The 19,107-nt window shown below is 61.2% G+C and carries 15 protein-coding genes; 11 read left to right on the top strand and 4 right to left on the bottom strand.

The window, feature by feature from the left end:
* Window positions 1-28: 28 nt before the first annotated feature.
* Window positions 29-643: a TetR family transcriptional regulator C-terminal domain-containing protein gene (locus QA637_RS00955; RefSeq protein ID WP_184108421.1), complete on the bottom strand. Its 615-nt coding sequence runs from the start codon at window positions 641-643 to the stop codon at window positions 29-31.
* 274 nt (window positions 644-917) lie between these two features.
* On the opposite strand from QA637_RS00955, the gene QA637_RS00950 reads away from it, so the two are divergent.
* From QA637_RS00950 to QA637_RS00910, 9 genes are all read left to right on the top strand, one after another.
* The gene (locus QA637_RS00950) at window positions 918-1,691 is read left to right on the top strand and encodes an ABC transporter ATP-binding protein (RefSeq protein ID WP_153438577.1); all 774 of its coding nucleotides are present in this window, start codon (window positions 918-920) and stop codon (window positions 1,689-1,691) included.
* A 36-nt stretch (window positions 1,692-1,727) separates the two neighbouring features.
* The gene (locus QA637_RS00945; RefSeq protein ID WP_153438579.1) at window positions 1,728-2,510 is read left to right on the top strand and encodes a transporter substrate-binding domain-containing protein; all 783 of its coding nucleotides are present in this window, start codon (window positions 1,728-1,730) and stop codon (window positions 2,508-2,510) included.
* 152 nt (window positions 2,511-2,662) lie between these two features.
* Window positions 2,663-3,388 (top strand): ABC transporter permease, encoded by a 726-nt coding sequence (locus QA637_RS00940; RefSeq protein ID WP_153438581.1) that lies wholly within the window; start codon window positions 2,663-2,665, stop codon window positions 3,386-3,388.
* Between the two features lie 56 nt (window positions 3,389-3,444).
* A complete protein-coding gene (locus tag QA637_RS00935; protein ID WP_412766023.1) occupies window positions 3,445-4,323 on the top strand; it encodes an ABC transporter permease in 879 nt (292 codons plus the stop codon).
* A gap of 1 nt (window position 4,324) precedes the next feature.
* Window positions 4,325-5,491, top strand: coding sequence for a M20 aminoacylase family protein (locus QA637_RS00930; RefSeq protein WP_153438583.1), 1,167 nt, complete (start codon window positions 4,325-4,327; stop codon window positions 5,489-5,491).
* A gap of 226 nt (window positions 5,492-5,717) precedes the next feature.
* Window positions 5,718-7,103 carry an ArnT family glycosyltransferase gene (locus tag QA637_RS00925; RefSeq protein ID WP_234886851.1) on the top strand — a complete coding sequence of 462 codons (1,386 nt, stop codon included), beginning with the start codon at window positions 5,718-5,720 and terminating at the stop codon, window positions 7,101-7,103.
* Window positions 7,104-7,285: 182 nt separating this feature from the next.
* The gene (locus QA637_RS00920) at window positions 7,286-8,701 is read left to right on the top strand and encodes a cytochrome ubiquinol oxidase subunit I (RefSeq protein ID WP_184108420.1); all 1,416 of its coding nucleotides are present in this window, start codon (window positions 7,286-7,288) and stop codon (window positions 8,699-8,701) included.
* On the top strand, window positions 8,691-9,695 hold the full coding sequence (gene cydB, locus QA637_RS00915; protein WP_153438588.1) for a cytochrome d ubiquinol oxidase subunit II: 1,005 nt from the start codon (window positions 8,691-8,693) through the stop codon (window positions 9,693-9,695). The genes QA637_RS00920 and cydB overlap by 11 nt, the downstream gene beginning before the upstream one ends.
* A 683-nt stretch (window positions 9,696-10,378) precedes the next feature.
* Complete coding sequence (locus tag QA637_RS00910) at window positions 10,379-10,684, top strand: chorismate mutase family protein (RefSeq protein ID WP_153438589.1); 306 nt, start codon at window positions 10,379-10,381, stop codon at window positions 10,682-10,684.
* A 56-nt stretch (window positions 10,685-10,740) separates the two neighbouring features.
* On the opposite strand, the gene galE is transcribed toward QA637_RS00910, so the two are convergent.
* The gene (galE, locus tag QA637_RS00905; RefSeq protein ID WP_283062976.1) at window positions 10,741-11,745 is read right to left on the bottom strand and encodes a UDP-glucose 4-epimerase GalE; all 1,005 of its coding nucleotides are present in this window, start codon (window positions 11,743-11,745) and stop codon (window positions 10,741-10,743) included.
* Window positions 11,746-12,080: 335 nt separating this feature from the next.
* Between galE and QA637_RS00900 the strand changes: the two genes are divergently transcribed.
* On the top strand, window positions 12,081-13,418 hold the full coding sequence (locus QA637_RS00900; RefSeq protein WP_153438593.1) for a pilus assembly protein TadG-related protein: 1,338 nt from the start codon (window positions 12,081-12,083) through the stop codon (window positions 13,416-13,418).
* 48 nt (window positions 13,419-13,466) lie between these two features.
* Here the strand turns inward: QA637_RS00900 and QA637_RS00895 are convergent, their stop codons facing one another.
* Together QA637_RS00895 and mscL are read right to left on the bottom strand one after the other, a co-directional pair.
* Window positions 13,467-14,633: a pyridoxal phosphate-dependent aminotransferase gene (locus QA637_RS00895; protein WP_153438595.1), complete on the bottom strand. Its 1,167-nt coding sequence runs from the start codon at window positions 14,631-14,633 to the stop codon at window positions 13,467-13,469.
* Between the two features lie 244 nt (window positions 14,634-14,877).
* Window positions 14,878-15,306, bottom strand: a complete 429-nt coding sequence (gene mscL, locus QA637_RS00890; RefSeq protein WP_153438597.1) for a large conductance mechanosensitive channel protein MscL — start codon at window positions 15,304-15,306, stop codon at window positions 14,878-14,880.
* A 233-nt stretch (window positions 15,307-15,539) separates the two neighbouring features.
* Between mscL and QA637_RS00885 the strand changes: the two genes are divergently transcribed.
* Entirely contained in the window at window positions 15,540-19,094 is a 3,555-nt protein-coding gene (locus QA637_RS00885; RefSeq protein ID WP_153438599.1) for a PAS domain-containing hybrid sensor histidine kinase/response regulator, read from the top strand.
* The last annotated feature ends 13 nt before the right edge of the window (window positions 19,095-19,107 follow it).

Raw genomic sequence — 19,107 nt, 5'->3', positions numbered from 1 at the left:
ATGTTTGCTCCGTTTTTCGAATTTCGATTTAATTTTCGATCGGCAGGCCGAGCACGGCCTCGACCGACGCCATGGCGATGCTGACCAGCTCGCCGTCGCGAAAGAGGTCGCCGGCCAGGCAGCCTTCGACCCAGAGCCCGTCTACCAGGCCGTTGATCGCAATCGCATAGCGGCGGCACGCTTCCTCGCTTGCGGGCCGACCCTTGGCGGCGAGGAACTCGCTCAGCAGTTCCTGCAAGGTGTTGCGGAAGGCGAGATATCCTTCGCGGTGAATCTCGGCGAGGATCGGATCGACCCGCACCTGGCTGATGAAGGCTGCCCAGAGCGAGACGCTGCGGCTATCGGCAACCGGCTCCGTGAAGTTGACCGCGATAAACTCTCTCAACCGCGTCGCAGGATCGCCTTCGACGTTCTGTGCCTTCTCTGTGAGAGAAGCGATGACGGCACGGTAGGCCTCCGCGACCATCTGGTCCTTGGATTCAAAATAATGGCGGACGAGCCCCGCGGTGACGCCGGCCCGGATCGCGATCTGCCGGACCGTCGCGCCTTTCAAACCGAATTCAGCGATACAATCGAGCGTCGCCTCGATCAGTTCCTGTCGCCGCTCGCCCTCGGGGGCGCGATGAAATGTGCGACGCGTCACTGCAGCCTCCGATACGCAGCGCCGCAAAACCAGATCGTCATTGTCAGCGAACCGGATAGGCTCATGCGTTGCTCCTGCGGTGATGCTCGTTCAGACAGCACGGCCAAAAAAACCGTGATGAAGTTATTATACGCTTGAATAATATCGGCACAAGTGCAACATTCCCCTCAATGAAACAGCGTGACAAGCCGAAGATGCTGCACGAGAGAACGACCAGGGGAACTGTTTTCATGCCTTCACGGAACGCTCTTCGAGCCACGGGAGTGGCGCGTCGATGACGAGTACGGCCCAGGCAATCGCAGTCACTGACCTGCACAAGCGTTTCGGGCCATTGGAAGTGCTGAAAGGTGTGTCGCTTACGGCTCGACAGGGCGACGTCATCGCGATCATCGGCGGCAGCGGCTCGGGCAAGTCCACCCTCCTTCGCTGCATCAACATGCTGGAATTGCCGTCGGCCGGACGCGTCAGCGTTCACGGTGAGGAAATCCGGATGAAGCCCGATGGTCATGGCGGGCTGATGCCCGCCGATCGCAAGCAAGTGCAGCGCATCCGCACCCAGCTCGGCATGGTCTTCCAGAGCTTCAACCTCTGGCAACACATGACCATTCTTCAAAACGTCATCGAAGTGCCGGTGCATGTGCTCGGCAAATCCAAGGCCGAGGCGATCGAGACAGCCGAAACATTGCTGCGCAGGGTCGGACTTTACGAGAAGCGCGACGCCTATCCGGCCTTCCTTTCCGGCGGCCAGCAGCAACGCGCAGCGATCGCCCGTGCGCTGGCGATCCAGCCGCTGGTGATGCTCCTCGACGAACCGACCTCGGCCCTCGATCCGGAGCTTGTCGGCGAAGTCCTCTCCGTCATCGGCGATCTCGCGCACGAGAAGCGCACGATGATCCTCGTCACGCACGAGATGAAGTTCGCCCGCGACGTCGCCAACCACATCGTCTTCCTGCACAACGGCGTCATCGAAGAACAGGGGCCGCCCGAGGCAATCTTCGGCGCGCCGAGATCCGAGAGGCTCAAGAGGTTCATCAGCTCCATTCACTGAATTCCGCAATGCTCAACAACCAAAAAAGGGAACAGCATGAAGAAGACATTGAAACTCCTGGCGGTCGCGGCCGCATTGTCGATCACCGGCGCCGTCGCGGCGCAGGCGGAAACGGTCAAGGTCGGCTTTGCCGCCGAGCCCTACCCGCCCTTTACCTCGCCTGACGCCAACGGCAATTGGGAAGGCTGGGAAGTCGAGTTCATGAAGGCGATCTGCGCCGAGGCGAAACTCGACTGCGTGATCACGCCGGTCGCGTGGGACGGCATCATCCCGGCGCTGACCTCCAAGAAGATCGACATGATCATCGGTTCGATGTCGATCACGGAAGAGCGCCTGAAGACGATCGATTTCTCCGACAAATACTACAACACGCCGACCGGCATCATCGGCACCAAGGGCGAGGACATCAAGCCGACGCCGGAAGGCCTTTCGGGCAAGACGCTCGGCGTGCAGGTTTCGACCGTGCATCAGGCCTATGCGACCAAGCATTTCGCCCCGGCCGGCGTGGAGGTCAAGGAATACCAGACGCAGGACGAGGCAAACCAGGATCTGGCCGCCGGCCGTGTCGACGCGGTGCAGGCGGATGCGATCGCACTCGACGCCTTCCTGAAGAGCGACCAGGGCAATGAATGCTGCGACTACAAGGGTGATGTCGCCCAGGATCTCGCCGTCCTCGGCCCGGGGGTCGGTGTCGGCCTGCGCAAAGGCGAAGCCGAGCTCAAGGAAAAGATCAACGCGGCGATCAAGGCGATCCGCGCGAACGGCACCTACGATACCTTCTCGAAGAAGTATTTCGACTTCGACATCTATGGCGGCTAAGCGTCTCGGCCGGCAGTCCCGCTGCTGCCGGCCGACGCTTTATAGCGCTGCGCACCCATTCGGAGCGCATGGTCGCTGTAACACCTTGATTGGCTGCATCTCTCCGGCTCGGCTCCGAGCTGGGGGCTATGCAGAAGGAGCATGAAGTCGCCATGGCTGCGGATTCCATCATCAACTGGAGCCTGCTTTCGCTCTCGGCGCCCGGCTGGGGCGGCGTATTGCTGCAAGGCTTTCTCCATTCGATTCAGATCGCGGTCGGCGGCTACGCGCTTGGCCTCCTGCTCGGCGTCGGCGGTGCCTTCGGCAAGCTCTATGGCGGGCCGGTAACGCGCGATCTTCTCGAATGCTACACCACCATCGTCCGGGCGGTGCCTGAGCTCGTTCTCATTCTCCTCCTCTACTATGCCGGGACCGACCTCTTGAACCAGCTTCTCGGCGCCGTCGGCTTCGAGGCGGTGGACATCAGCGGCCTGATGGCCGGCATCTTCGTCATTGGCGTCGTTCAGGGGGCGTATTCGACCGAAGTGTTGCGCGGGGCGATCAAGGCCGTACCCGCCGGCCAGATCGAGGCGGCGCGCGCCTATGGCATGTCGCCCGGAAAGGTCCTGCGGCGTGTCACCCTGCCTGCCATGCTGCCCTATGCCATCCCCGGCCTTGCCAATCTCTGGCTGATCGCCACGAAGGACACCGCCCTGCTCGCCGTCGTCGGCTTCAGCGAGCTGACGCTGGCAACCCGCCAGGCGGCCGGCGCAACCAAGGCCTATCTGCTTTTCTTCTGCGCGGCCGGCGCGCTCTATCTCGCGCTGACGCTCGTTTCCAACGTCTTCATCGGCGCGTTGGAAAGGCATGCCAGGCGCGGTTTCGTGGAGCAGCGATGACCAACGAAACAACCCACGCGCTCGATCACGCTGATTTTGGATTGAATCAATCCAAAATCACAAATGTGATCGATTCTAATAAGTTGGAGCGGGATGCGGGCGGAAAACCGCTTCACACTTTTCCTCATCCCGCTCTGGGCTTCACCCCCGAGGACCTGCCGAAGGGCGAGAGCTTCCTCAAACCGCATCGTATCGTGCTCATCCTCTTCGCCGCCGCACTCATAGTCGCCGTCGCAATCCTCATGCGCTGGGATTGGCTGCCGCGCTACCTGCCGAGGCTCGGCTCCGGCATCCTTGTCAGCATGGTGATGCTGTTCGCCACCTCGATTCTCGGTTTCCTGTTTGCCGTGCCGCTGGGTCTCGTCCAGGTCACCGGCCCCTGGTATCTCAAGGGCCTTGCCCGGATCTTCTGTACGGTCATCCGCGGGACGCCGCTGCTCCTGCAACTGTGGCTGCTCTATTACGGGCTCGGCTCGCTGTTTCCGCAATTCCCGGCGATTCGCCACTCGTTTCTCTGGCCGTATCTGCGCGAAGCCTGGCCGTATGGCGTCGCCGCACTCACCATCTCCTTCGCCGCCTACGAGGGCGAAGTGATGCGCGGCGCCTTTGCCGGCGTGCCCGCGGGCGAGCTGGAGGCGGCGCGAGCCTATGGCATGAGCCGCTGGACGATATTCCGGCGGATCTGGCTGCCGCGTGCGATTCACCGCGCGCTTCCGACACTCAACGGCGAAACCGTATTGCAGCTCAAGTCGACGCCGCTGGTCGCGACGATCACCGTCGTCGATGTCTACGCGGTCATCTCGAAGGTACGGCAGGAAACCTATCTCACCTACGAACCGCTGCTGCTGCTTGCTCTGATCTATCTGTGCCTTACGGGCATTCTGGTGATCGCCTTCCGCTATTTCGAAAACCGCATACCGACTCGTGGTGCCTGACATGAAGCTCTCCGCCGCCATCGACAACGCCCTGCCGGAACTGGTGGCGATCCGCCGCGACCTGCATGCGCATCCGGAATTGGGTCTCGAGGAGACGCGGACCTCGGCGTTCATTGCGCGGCACCTCGATGCGCTTGGCTACACGGTAACGACTGGACTTGCGAAGACCGGCGTGGTCGGCACGCTGAGGAACGGCACCGGGGGGCGCTCGATCGGCATCCGCGCGGATATCGATGCCTTGCCGATCCACGAGGAGACCGGTCTCGACTATGCCAGCACGACGCCGGGGTTGATGCACGCCTGCGGGCATGACGGCCATACGGCGATGCTGCTCGGCGCCGCCCGCGCGCTTGCCGAACGGAGGAATTTCGACGGCACGATCCATCTCATCTTCCAGCCGGCCGAGGAGAACTTCGGCGGTGCGAAGATCATGATCGACGAGGGCCTGTTCGAGAAATTCCCCTGCGACGCCGTGTTCGCGCTCCACAACGAACCGAACCTTCCCTTCGGCCAGTTCGCCCTGCGCGAAGGCCCGATCATGGCAGCGGTGGACGAGGCGCGGATCACCGTCCATGGCCGTGGCGGTCACGGCGCCGAACCGCAGGAGACCGCCGATCCGATCGTCTGCGGCGCCAGCATCGTCATGGCGCTGCAGTCCATCGTGTCGCGCAACATCCACCCCATGGACCCGACCGTCGTCACGGTCGGCGCCTTTCACGCCGGCTCCGCGAGCAACATCATTCCGGAGCGGGCCGAGATCGTCGTCGGCATTCGCTCCTTTGACCCCGCCGTTCGCGATGAGCTGGAGCGCCGCATCCGAATGATCACGGAGGCGCAGGCGACAAGCTTCGGCATGCGCGCCACCGTCGACTATCAGCGTAGCTATGACGCGACGATCAACCACAAGAGGGAGACCGATTTCGTCCGCGACCTTGCGATCCGCTTCGCCGGGCCAGACAAGATTGTTGATCTTGCTCGCCCGTTCATGGGCAGCGAGGATTTCGCCTACATGCTGAAGGAGCGGCCCGGCAGCTATTTCTTTCTCGGATCAAGAGTGACCGGCGACGAGAAACCGCTCCACCATCCCGGCTACAACTTCAATGACGACCTGCTGCCGATCGGCGCCGCCTTCTGGACCGAGCTCGCAGAGAGCTATCTTGCCGGATGAGCAACACTAGAAGCAGTTCTCAGCCCGAATCCAGCGTCTCAGCTTATTAGAGCCGATCACGTTTATGATTTTTGGGTCGATTCGGCCTAAAATCAGCGTGACCTAAAATGCATGCATGTAACGGTCAATGCGGGATGCCTTGTTTTGAGTGTCTGACAGCAACCAGACAGGTTCTCCGATCATGTTGTTGAGAGCAGCAACATCAGCGGAATCACACTGCGTGCATATGGCCCTTCCCGCGTGGACCAGGCTCGTTTGGCTCCCCCTCGTCGTTTTCATCCTCTTCCTGGCCGCGATTTCCTTCAGGCCGCTCCTGCCCATCGACGAGACGCGCTACACCAGCGTGGCGTGGGAGATGTATCTCAGCCAGGACTGGCTCAAGCCGCTGACGATGAACTTCGCGCCCTATCACCACAAGCTTCCCCTTCTCTTCTGGCTCATCAATGCCTCATGGGCAATTTTCGGGGTCTCTCGCTGGGCGGCAACGCTTCCGGTCGTGCTTTCGTCTCTGGCATGCGTATACCTTACGGTCGCTCTCGGCCGCGTGCTGTTCCCCGGTTTTCAGAGGCAGGGTGATCGCACGGCCATTATCATGGTCGCCGGCGCGCCCTTTCTCGCCTACAGCACTGTCATTTACTTCGACCTTACGTTGACCGTCTTCGTCTTGCTGTCCCTCATCGGCACGGTCGTCTATACGCGCGCGCGGGGTTGGCGCTCCGTGGTGCTTATAGGCGTGTCCCTGGGACTCGGTGTTCTCGCCAGGGGACCAGTGGCATTCCTCCACTTACTCTTCCCGATCTTGCTGGCACCGCTCTGGGCCAGCAATTTGAGGCAACCGGTGAGATGGTACCTCGGAATTCTTGCGGCCCTGGGTGTAGCGGCCGCAATCGTTCTCTGTTGGCTCATCCCGGTGCTGCAGCAGTCCGACGGCAAGTTTGCCTACGCGCTGCTCTGGATGCAGACCGTCGGGAGGGCGACCGGAAAGCTCGACGCCCACGTGCAACCCTTCTACTTCTATCTGCCCTTCTTGCCCGCGGCGCTTATCCCGTGGGTCTTCCTTCCCCGCTTCTGGAGAGGTGCTGCGGTGCTACGCGAAGGCTTATGGGAGACGGAAGGCATCCGGTTCCTCGTCTGCTGGTTCGTGCCCACATTCTTGTTGTTCTCCCTCATCAGCGAGAAGCAGCCGCATTATCTGCTGCCGCTGTTGCCGGCCGTCGTTCTTGCCATGGCCCTTTGCCTGAAGGAGGTCTCTACCCGGCAAATGGCGCAGGGCCTGGCGATCATGGTCGTCGCCATCGTGGCCGGCCAGGCCATCGCGTCGGTGACGATCCTGAAGCGCTACGATCTGGAGCCGGTGGCCGCCTATATGCGTGCAAATCGCGACAAGGACTGGGCTTTCGTCGAGAACTATCATGCCGAGTTGGGGTTCCTGGCGCGCCTTCAAAAACCGGTTGACGATGTCCCTCGGCATCGGCTTGCGCAATGGTTTGCCGACCATCCCGACGGGCGCGCCATCGTCGTATACCGGAACGCCAAGGACCTCGCCGGCTATCACTCGGTCTTGGACAATCCCTATCGGGCCAAAAGGATGGCTGTGCTCTCTGCTCAATGACAGGGGAGGCGGCGCGCGCCCAAAATGCCGCGGGCGAAACATTGCCGCAGTGTGACAACGTGGCGATCCGCCCGTCATTGACGTTTGGCAATATTGCTTCAGATTCAATCACACGATGAAATGACGGCTCCGGCTGACAGGCGGGCGCCTGGCTTTTCGGTAACGCCCAAGAGGATCACGTCGTGTTTGAATCCTTCGACGCAACCATGCTCGCCCGCATGCAGTTTGCCTTTACCGTCTCCTTCCACATCATCTTTCCGGCCTTCTCCATCGGCCTTGCCAGCTACCTCGCCGTCTTAGAAGCCCTCTGGCTCTGGAAGAAGGACGAGGTCTATCTGGAGCTCTTCAACTTCTGGAAGACGATTTTCGCGGTCACCTTCGGCATGGGCGTCGTTTCCGGAATCGTCATGTCCTATCAGTTCGGTACCAACTGGAGCGTGTTTGCCGACAAGGCCGGCCCGATCATCGGCCCTTTGATGGGCTACGAGGTCCTGACGGCTTTCTTCCTGGAAGCCGGCTTTCTCGGCGTCATGCTCTTCGGCCTGAACCGTGTCGGTCCGAGACTGCATTTCTTCGCAACCACCATGGTGGCGATCGGCACGCTGATTTCGGCGACCTGGATCCTGTCCGCCAATTCCTGGATGCAGACGCCGGCGGGTTTTGCGATGAACGGGGCCGGTCAGTTCATGCCGGTAGACTGGTGGGCGATCATCTTCAACCCGTCCTTCCCATACCGCCTTGTCCACATGGTACTTGCCGCCTATCTGACGACGGCGTTCGTCGTCGGCGCCTGCGGCGCCTGGCATCTTCTGCGCCAGACGGCACCACGCCGGGCCCGCACCATGTTCTCGATGGCGATGTGGATGGCGGCGATCGTTGCGCCGATCCAGATTCTCGCCGGCGACCAGCACGGGCTCAACACGCTCGAGCATCAACCCGCCAAGGTGATGGGAATGGAAGGCCACTTCGAAAGCCATCCCGACGGCGCGCCGCTGGTGCTGTTCGGCATCCCCAATTCAGCCGAGAAGCGCATCGACTACGCGATCGAGGTGCCGAAGCTCGGAAGCCTCATCCTGAAACACGATCTTGATGCGCCGCTTGCCGGACTCGACACGGTCCCCGCCGAATTGCATCCGCCGATCGCCGTGATCTTCTGGTCATTCCGCATCATGGTCGGCATCGGCCTCGCCATGCTCGGCATCGGGCTGTGGTCGCTCTGGTGCCGCTACCGCGGTACGCTCGACAGCGATCTCTGGCTCCACCGCGCCGCCGTACTGATGGGTCCTGCCGGCTTCGTCGCGGTTCTGGCCGGATGGGTAACCACGGAAGTGGGTCGCCAGCCTTACACCGTCTACGGTCATCTGCTGACGGCCAACTCGGTCGCGCCGATAGAAGCTCCTGCCGTTTCCGCTTCGCTTCTGGCCTTCATCATCGTCTACTTCTTCGTCTTCGGCGCGGGGACCTTCTACATCCTCCGGCTGATGGCGCGGCTGCCGCGCGACACCATGCCAGAGCTGGACGAGGGCCCGATCCGCGCGGCCGGTGTCGCACACGGCCCGGCAAGCGCCACATCCCATGGAGCGCATCATGGACTTTGATCTCCCACTGATCTGGGCCGCCATCATTGCCTTTGCCGTTCTGGCCTATGTCGTCCTCGACGGCTTCGATCTCGGTGTCGGCATCCTTTTCCCGCTTTTCCCCGAGAAGCATGATCGCGACGTGATGATGAACTCGGTTGCCCCCGTCTGGGATGGCAACGAAACCTGGCTCGTGCTCGGCGGCGGCGGCCTCATGGCTGTTTTCCCCCTTGCCTATGCGACGGTGCTGCCGGCGCTCTATGCGCCGATCATCGCCATGCTGATCGGCCTGATCTTCCGGGGCGTCGCGTTCGAATATCGCTGGCGCACCAAACGCGCCGAATTTTTGTGGAACTGGGCCTTTGCCGGCGGCTCGATGCTCGCCGCCTTCGCGCAAGGGATCGCACTCGGTGCACTCGTCCAGGGCATACCGGTCGAAAACCGCGCCTATGCCGGCAGCTGGTGGGACTGGCTGACGCCCTTTTCCATCGTTACCGGCATCGCGATCGTCGTCGGCTACGCCTTGCTCGGCGCGACCTGGCTCGTGATGAAGACGCACGGTGATCTCGCCGACCGGGCGCGCACGATTGCGCTCAGGTGCTGCTTTGCGACGGTCGGCGCGATGGGTGTCGTCAGCCTCTGGACGCCATTTCTCGAGCCGGTCTATCTGCAACGCTGGTTCGGCTGGCCGACTGCAATCTTCAGCGTCATCGTTCCCTTGCTCGTCCTTGGTTGCCTCTATCTCCTCATCAAGGGCATTCGTGACCGGTACGACGCGCAGCCGTTCGTCGCGGCCCTCGGCCTTTTCCTCCTTGGCTACATCGGCATCGGCATCAGTTTCTATCCCTATATGGTGCCGCCGTCGCTCACCATCTGGGAAGCGGCCGCGCCGCCGGAAAGCCTTGCCTTCCTGCTTGCCGGGGCGCTCGTGCTCGTACCGATCGTTCTCGCCTATACCGGCTATGCCTATTGGGTTTTTCGCGGCAAAGTCGATCCGGAGGAGGGCTACCATTGATGCGTGCGGACGGCACGGCCCGGAAGCTTCTCTGGTTTGTCGCGCTCTGGCTTGCAGGGGTGGCTGCAGTCAGCATCGTCGGCCTCGCGATCAAACTGGTGCTGGGCACTTAGCCTTTGTGTGCGCCTGATAAGGTGTGCTGCCGTCAGCGATAAAAGCCTCGCTCAAGTTTGAAGGCCTAGCGTCTTCATACACATCGGCGGGCGATCGTCGGCGGAGACAGGACCGCACCCTCCTCCCCGGCGATCACCCGCCGAGGTGACCACTCCGGGAGCCGCAGTGCCGGATCGAATCGATCCAAAATCATCGTAATTGTCATCATAAGTTTGAGCGGGATGCGGGTGGTAAACCGCACATTATTTTCCTCATCCGCCACTGCATGATTCCTTAAATCGAATCAATTTAAGGACAAAATCATGCAGCCATTCAAATTGCTAGAGCGCCCTTAGCGCTTCCGATTGGACGCGTGGCGCTGTAGGTCGCTGCGGTCGTTTTGCCTCTTCTCAGCCACGCTTCGCTTTGCTAGCAGTTCGGCCGCAACGAACCCTACGGCGCCGCGCGTCCTATCAGACGCCCAAAGGGCGCTGTAGCCTTTGAATCTCTGCGTGTTTTGTCCTTGGATCGCTACGATTCAAGGAAACATGCAGTCGGGCGGTTTCCGCCCCGCAGGAGCTGGACAAGCGATGCAGAAGACCCCCGCAGAATGCACGACAATGGCGGATGTGCGTGTCGAGATCGACCGGCTCGACCGCGCCCTGATGAAGCTGCTTGCGGAGCGCTGGGGTTACATCGATCGCGCGGCCGAGATAAAGCGTCCGCTCAAATTGAAAGCCGATATCCCGGCACGCGTGGCCGAAGTGCGGGCAAATGCGCGCAGGCACGCGAGCGAACTCGGCCTCGACCCCGATTTCTACGAGGGCATCTGGGCCCAGCTGATCGATCATGCCATTGCGCACGAACGCCGCCTGCTCGGCGAGGCTGAGGAGTAGCCCGCTACCTGACAATTGCCGCCATCGCAGCCGACACCGCGGTCCCGGCCAATTCTTCAGACCGCCTTGTCGTAGCTGTTCTTGCGGCTGAGATACCGCTCCCAGTCGAAGGCGCTCAGGACGATGTCTTCGAGGCTTGCATGGGTCGGCACCCAGTCGAGCTTCAGCCGCGCAAGCGAGGAGTCCGCGACGACCTGTGCGGCGTCGCCCGGACGCCGCGGTGCATAGTCTATACGGAAATCACGCCCCGACACCCGCCGCACCGCGTCGAGAACCTGCAGCACCGAAAAACCTTTGCCATAACCGCAATTGCTCGTCAGTGGTTCGCCGCCGCCTCTTAGATAGCCGAGCGCGTCCTTGTGTGCCGTAACCAAATCGGCAACGTGGATATAATCCCGAATGCCGGTACCGTCCGCGGTCGGATAATCGGTTCCGTAGACATCGACCTTGCGGCGTATGCCGAGAGCGGCCTCGCAGGCGACCTTGATCAGATGAGTCGCACCCGCAGTCGATTGCCCGGCGCGGCCGAGCGGATCCGCTCCGGCGACGTTGAAATAGCGCAGCACCACGTAGCGGAAATCATGAGCGGCAGCGGCGTCCTGCAGCATGATTTCCGACATCAGCTTCGAACGGCCATAGGGGCTCTCGGGACGCAACGTGGCTGTTTCCTTGACCGGGTCGGCAGTATCCTGAGTGCCGTAGACCGCCGCGGTCGATGAGAACACGAAATGGCGAACGCCGGCCGCGATCGTCGCGGCGACCAGCGTGCGCGTGTTCGCCGTGTTATTTTCATAGTAGGCAAGCGGGTCGGCGACAGATTCCGGAACGACCGCTGATCCCGCGAAATGGATGACCGCATCGATCTCGTTTTCCGCAAAGATCCTGCCAAGCAGCGTCCTGTTGCCGACGTCGCCGAAATAGAACTTTGCTTCCGGCGCGATCGCCCAGCGGAAACCTGTGGACAACCTGTCGACCACCACGACAGACTCGCCCGCATCGAGCAGCGACCACACCATGTGGCTGCCTATGTAACCCGCCCCGCCCGTTACCAATATCGCCATTGCCCGGTTTCCATCCCCTCAAAGATGGGGACAGGAAAGACGAGCTGAGCTTTCTGAATTGGTAAACTCGGGGCGCGCCCAGCGGCCTTCGCCCGATATTCTCGCGGTTGTAGTTAAATACCCATCTGCTGATTATCGAGAATTTTATACATCTGTACCGGACACGTGCCTTCAGCTTCCGCATGACTGGGCGTGAAGGGCGGTCATACATGCTCTTCTCACCTGAAACTCAGAAAATATTAAATTTTATTAAAAAACACACGCACTCACTAACGGATTCTGAAGTGGACATGCATTAGCCTTTCGAAATATTGGCCTTCCAGGGGGAACCACGAATGAGACGTGCGAAGTTCCATGCCCAATTGAGTCGATTGGCTCGCGACAAAAACGGCAATTTCGCCGTCCTCGGAGCAATCGCGATCGTCCCCATCATCGCCGCCGCCGGCCTGACGCTCGACTTCGTCGGTGCCTATCTCGAAGCCGAGAAAATGCAGGCTGCGCTGGACGCCGCCGCGCTTGGTTCCGTGCGAGCCTACGGCGAAGGCGCGGACGAAAGCGAAGCCTCCAAAGCGGCGGAGAAGTTCTTCTGGAGCAACTACGCGCTGCCGCAAGAAAACGTCGTCGACGGAGCCAATCTCGCGGACACACCCACGCAAGGCGCATTGTCCGTCGCGTTCACGCACAGCACGATCGAAGACGTCGCCGCAGCGGAATTCAGCTTCGACTATAAGCCGATGTTCCTGGAGCGCCTGCCGCTCAAAATCCGGCGCCAGGCCGTTGCGGCGCGCGCGGCCAGCGCGGAAGCCTGTATTCTGGCACTGCATAACACGGCCGACCGGGCATTCGAAGTCAGCGGCAGCGCAGCCGTCGATCTGACCGGATGCACCGTCATCTCGGACTCCAACGACGATCAATCGATCTATGTCGGCGGCACAGGCAAGCTCAAGGCGGAGTGTCTTTACGCCGCCGGCGGAATTTACAGTTCGCCGCTATCGGTCGAACTTGCTTGCGCCCAGGCGATGGAAGGCGCGTCACGCGTGGCCGACCCGTTCAAGAACAAGGTCCTGCCAAAAACATCGGCGTGGGTCGATCTTTCCGGTTGCGGACAGGACTTCATCGCCGGCGGCGGCGGCAATGGCGACTGTAACGGCACCGGCAAGACGCCTAAGAACAACAATGAGGGCTACGTCGTCACATTGAAGCCCGGAACCTATCACAGCCTGGACATCAAACGCGCCGTAAAACTCCTTTCCGGCAACTACATCATCGATGGCGGGCGTCTCGAATTCGGCAGCCAGGCCAATGTGACAGGGACCGGCGTCACTTTCTTCCTCATGAACGGCGCCGTGCTCAGCATCAACGGCTCTGCAACGTTCAATATCTCGCCGTCGCTCGTAGGCGATTGGGCCGGGTTCTCCATCGTCGCCGAGCATGGAAATGTGGAGACCGCGATCATCAACGGCAACAGCCGGTCGTCCTTGACCGGTATCGTCTACCTCCCCGACGCTGCTGAACTGCAATATTCGGGCAATGGCGCAACGAGCGGCGAGTGCATCCGGCTGATCGCCCAGGAAATCACCCTGACCGGTAACAGCACATTCAAGATGGATTGCACGACGGAGCTTGCCGACAAGAGCATCTACTACCCGGGCGCTATCCGGCTGGTGCGTTAGTCTCGCAGGGAATGGCCTGAGGACTGCTTCGGTCGAGCCGGGAGAATTCTACCGGCTCAATATGTAGCCGCTGAGGCGCTGGGCCGCCTCCGCTACTTGCGCCGGATCGCGCAGGAAGCAGGCGCGCATGAAGAGTGAACCGCCCTCGCCGAAGGCGGTTCCGGGCGCCAGTCCGACCCCCGTCTTGTCGACGATGTCGAGCGCCGCTTGCCGGGAATCAGTCACACCGTCGATCTTCAGGAATGCATAGAGCGCGCCATCCGGCTTCAGTGTTTCGACGCGATTGGTCGCGATCAGTGCGTCGCAGAGCAGATCGCGGCTCAGCGCGGCCTTGGCAATGTTCTCGTCGACAAAGGCATCTCCCTCATCGAGGGCCACAACCGCGCCGCGTTGCATGAATTGCGCAACGCCCGATGTCGAATACTGGATCAGATTTTCCAGCACCTGCCCCATCGCCGGAGGCGCAACGATCCAGCCGAGGCGCCAGCCGGTCATCGACCAGTTTTTGGAGAAGGAATTGACGAACAGGATCCGGTCGTCATCGTCCATGATGTCCAGGAACGACGGCGCTCGCCCGCCGGCATAGTAGTAAAGTGCATAGATTTCGTCGGCGATGATCCAGAGACCGTGCTTGCGCGCGAGCGTCAGAATGGCTCTGAGATCATCCTTCGTCGCGGTCCAGCCGGTCGGATTGGACGGCGTGTTGATGAACAAGGCCCGCGTTTTCTCGCCGATCGCGGCATCGAGGCTGTCGAGGTCGAGCTGCCATTTGCCATGCTCGAAACGAAGGGGCACGGAAACCGGCCGGGCTCCCGAAATCTCGGCGGCAGCGGCAAAGTTCGGCCAGGCGGGCGTCAGCAGCACAATTTCGTCGCCGGGCGACGTCACCGCCTCGATCGCGAGCTTGATCGCCTGCATCCCCGATCCCGTGACATAAAAATGTTCCGGAGACAGCGTCTTCTGGAACCGGCGCTGATAGTAGTGCACCAGCGCTTCGCGAAGCGGCGGGATGCCACGCTGCCAGGTGTAGAAGGTCTCGCCGGCCACAAGCGCTTCGGCCGCCGCCCGGCTGATGAAGTCCGGCGTGGCAAGGTCCCCCTCGCCCACCCAGAGCGGAATCACGCCTTCCCGACCGCGCGCATAATTCACAACCTCGACGATGCCGCTTTCGGGGGCCGAAAGAGACCGGGGGCTGAGAGTGTTCATGATCGTCATGTGGGGGCTCCTGCTGCATGACAAAATCGTGCAGCAATTCAATGTGCTACAGCCCGCAGCTTCTAGACGCTTTTGCGCGGACGATCACGCGACATTATCTGACTGGTTTATCGATTTTTGTGATGTTTCGCGGCACCTACAGCGCCGTGCGTCTTTTCAGACGCACAAGGGACGCTGTAGCACTTTGAATCCCTGGATGTTTTTACCGGCCAGCGAGATCGAAGCCGCAATCGCCGTGAGGCGATCAGGCGCGCTGTTTCAATAGATCGCGAATCTCGGAAAGAAGCAGGATATCCTGCGGCGGCGGAGCCGCGGGCGCCGCTTCCTTTTTCGTTTCGACCGAAGCACGTATCCGGTTCACGACCTTGATCATCAGGAAGATGATCCAGGCAAGGATCAGGAAATTGATGAGCACGGTGATGAAGTTGCCATAGGCAAAGACGGCGCCCTGCTGACGAGCCGCCGCAAGCGAGGGCGCGGTGACGTTCGCGGAAAGCGGAATGAAATAATTGGAGAAGTCGAAGCCGCCGCCGGTGATGGCGCCGACGATCGGCATTACGAGATCGTTGACGACCGAATCGACGATCTTACTGAAGGCGGCGCCAATGATCACGCCAACCGCAAGATCCATGACGTTGCCGCGGGCAATAAACTCCTTGAATTCGTTCAGCATGCGTCTCTCCGTGTAGTCCCCGTTTAAGAACGGCAACCGCATCTGTCCTAAGCGGCAACCGCTGGTTTGGAATCTAGACCAAAGGTCGCCCGGTGGGAACCGTTCTTTGCATTTGATCAAGTCGGATCAAACCCGGCCAAGAGAACGCCCGCATTCTTGGACTTAAGACGCATAGGCCAGGCAATTCTCAACCCGCTGGACTTGCCCTATGCTGACTTTCGGAGGAGTGAGGCATGCTTTCGGCTTCTGTTATTTTTGCCTCGGCCTTCGCCTATCTGCTGCTGCTCTTCGCAGTCGCAAGTTATGGCGACCGGCGAGCCAGGAGAAACAACGCTGCCAGCAAGGGCAGGCCGCTGGTCTATGCGCTCAGCCTCGCGATCTATTGCACATCCTGGACCTATTTCGGCGGCGTGGGACTGGCGGCCGAACGCGGGCTCGAGTTCACCGGCATCTATATCGGGCCGATCCTGATGTTCACGCTCGGCATGCCGCTAGTCCGCCGCATCATCCAACTCGCCAAGACCGAAAAGCTCACATCCGTCGCCGATTTCATGGCTGCGCGCTACGGCAAGAACCCGGCGGTTGCCGCGATCGTTGCGTTCATTTCACTGGTTGGGGCCATTCCCTATATCGCCCTCCAGCTCAAGGCGGTTTCGAGCTCGGTCGCGGCGATGATCGACACGAGCCATTATGGCATTGGTGCAGGGCAGACCTTCATCGATCTACCGCTGCTCGTCACACTTTTCCTCGCCTGCTTCGCGATCGTCTTCGGCACGCGCCATACCGATGCGACCGAGCATCAGGACGGTCTCATCCTCGCGATCTCCATGGAATCGGTCGTGAAGCTCGTGGCGATGCTCACGATCGGCGTCTACGTCGTCTTCGTCCTGTTCGATGGCCCCGCGAATCTGTGGGCGCAAGCCCAGCAAAGTCCTGCGGTCCTCGCCGCCCTCGAATACCGCACGCCGCCGGCGCGATGGATCCTGCTGATCGTGCTCTCGGCCTTCGCCATCATCATACTGCCGCGGCAGTTCCACGTCACCGTGGTCGAGAACCGGACCGAAACCGAATTGCGCACCGCGGGCGTTCTCTTTCCGCTTTATCTCATCGCAATCAACCTCTTCGTGCTGCCGATCGCCATCGCAGGCATCCTGACCTTCTCGGGCTCCGGCGACGCGGACCTCTACCTGTTGAAGCTGCCGCTTGCCGGCGAGGTCCCCCTCCTTTCGCTGACGACATTCATCGGCGGCTTTTCCGCGGCAACCGCCATGGTCATCGTCGCTTCGGTGGCGCTGTCGATCATGATTTCCAACGATATCGTCATGCCGGTGTTCCTGCGCCGGCGCCTCGGCTTGCGCGGCGGACTCCAGGAGGACATGGCGGGGACGCTGCTCAACATTCGCCGCACGGCGATCTTCGTCGTCCTTCTGCTCGGCTATGCCTATTATCGCTCGGCCGATATCAGTGCTGGCCTCGCTTCGCTTGGGCTTCTCTCCTTCGTTGCCGTATCGCAGATGGCGCCTGCGCTCCTCGGCGGCCTCGTCTGGCGGCAGGCCAATGCCCGCGGGGCGATCACCGGAATGGTCTGCGGTTTTCTCGTCTGGGCTTATCTCCTGTTCCTGCCAAGCCTTGGCGGACCTGACAATTCCCACGTCGCGGCGACGGTGCTGAGCTTCCTTCTGCCGTTCACCGATCTCTTTTCGGGGCCGGATGCCGACCCCCTGGTCAATGCCACGGCGCTCAGCCTTTTCGTCAACAGCACGGCCTACGTGCTTGCCTCGCTGACCCGGGCGCCAAAGCCCTTGGAGCGCTTCCAGGCCGGCGTGTTCATCACCCGCCGTTCGCGCACGGAAGGAACATTCCGCGGGCGCAAGACCAAGGTGACCGTGCGCGACCTCAAGACGACGATCGCCCGCTACATGGGCGAGGAACGCATGCAGCGCTCCTTCCACACCTATGAGCAGCAGTCCGGCCGTTGGCTCGACGAGAACGCCTCGGCCGACATGGCACTCATTCATTTCTCGGAACAACTGCTCGGCAGCGCCATCGGTTCATCCTCGGCCCGCCTCGTGCTTTCGCTCGTGCTGCAGCGGATGGACGATGCCTCCTCGGATACGGCCTGGCTGCTCGATCAGGCGAGCGAGGCCCTGCAGTATAACCAGGACATGCTGCAAACGGCGCTCTCGCAAATGGATCAGGGCATCGCCGTCTTCGACAATGCCAACAACCTGATCATCTGGAACCGCCGTTTCAGGCAATTGCTCGATTTGCCGGAGGCCGCAGGTCAGGTCGGCTTCCCGCTCTCCGATATCGTCGAGATCCTGACGAGACGCGGCGATATCCGCAAGGATCAGGAAAAGGCGCTGATCGCCAATTTCCTGACGCTCGACAAGCCCTTCCTGCTCGAGCTTGCGAATGGCGAGCGCATCATAGAAGTCAGAACCAACGCTATGCCGGACAAAGGCATCGTCACCACCTATACAGACATCACGCAGCGCGTCGCCGCCGACATGGCTCTGAAACAAGCCAACGAGACGTTGGAACTGCGCGTCACCGAACGGACGGGAGAACTGACACGGGTCAACCGGGAACTCGCCGAAGCGCGGGCGGCAGCCGAGGAAGCCAACATCGGCAAGACCCGTTTCTTCGCTGCCGCCGGACACGACATTCTGCAGCCATTGAACGCTGCGCGGCTCTATTCTTCGTCGCTCGTCGAGCGCCTCGGTGATTCCGACAACAGCACGCTCGTTCAGAACATCGATTCCTCGCTGGAATCGGTAGAAGCCATTCTCGGTGCGGTGCTCGATATTTCCAGGCTCGACACCGGGGCTATGAAGCCGCGCCTGCAATCGGTGCCGCTCAACGAATTGCTGCGGCGCATCGAGACGGATTTTGCTCCGATGGCGCGGGCGAAGGGTCTCGAACTCATCGTCATGCCGACATCCCTTGTCGTGCGCAGCGATCCGAACCTCTTGCGGCGAGTGGTCCAGAACCTGGTCTCGAACGCCGTCAAATACACGCTGAAGGGCAAGGTGCTCGTCGGCGTGCGTCGGCGCGGACGGGCCGCGACGATCGAGGTGCTTGATTCCGGTATCGGCATTCCGCCCTCGAAATTCCGCACCGTGTTCAAGGAGTTCGCACGCCTCGATGAAGGCGCGCGGACGGCGGCCGGTCTCGGGCTCGGCCTCTCGATCGTCGACCGCATCTCGCGCGTCCTCAACCACCCGGTCAGCCTTCAGTCGAAGCATGGCAAAGGCACAGGCTTCAAGGTCACGGTGCCGCTCGAGGCAAGCGTCAGCGAACGCGCCAAACCGCGAGATGCCGCGGCCGCGAAGGCGAATGACGCCCTGACGGCCTTGAGCGTCATCTGCATCGACAATGAGCCGAAGATTCTCGACGGCATGGCAGTGCTGCTCGGCGGCTGGGGCTGCAACGTCACCACGGTGGAATCGCTTGCCGGCTGCTCGGAAATGGGCCCCGGCCACCAAGCGAAGAGACCCGATGCGATCATCGCCGACTATCACCTCGACGATGGCACCGGCATCGAAGCGATTGACCGCATCCGCGCGCTTTGGGAGGAAAACATTCCGGCCCTGCTGGTGACCGCCGACCGCTCACCGGAGGTGCGCGGCGCCGCCGAGCGCGACGGGGTCGCCTTGCAAAACAAGCCTGTCCGTCCGGCAGCCATGCGCGCATGGTTGACCCAGCTCTCCATTGCGGGGAAGGCGGCTGCGGAACAGCGGCGCTATTTGGCCGAACAAACCGTGTGCAATTGCCCCTCACCCTAACACTCTCCCCGCA

The sequence above is a fragment of the Sinorhizobium terangae genome, from assembly GCF_029714365.1.
Taxonomy (GTDB): Bacteria; Pseudomonadota; Alphaproteobacteria; order Rhizobiales; family Rhizobiaceae; genus Sinorhizobium; species Sinorhizobium terangae.
Note: the sequence above shows the minus strand (reverse complement) of the source record. Positions and strands in the feature narration are given on the sequence as shown.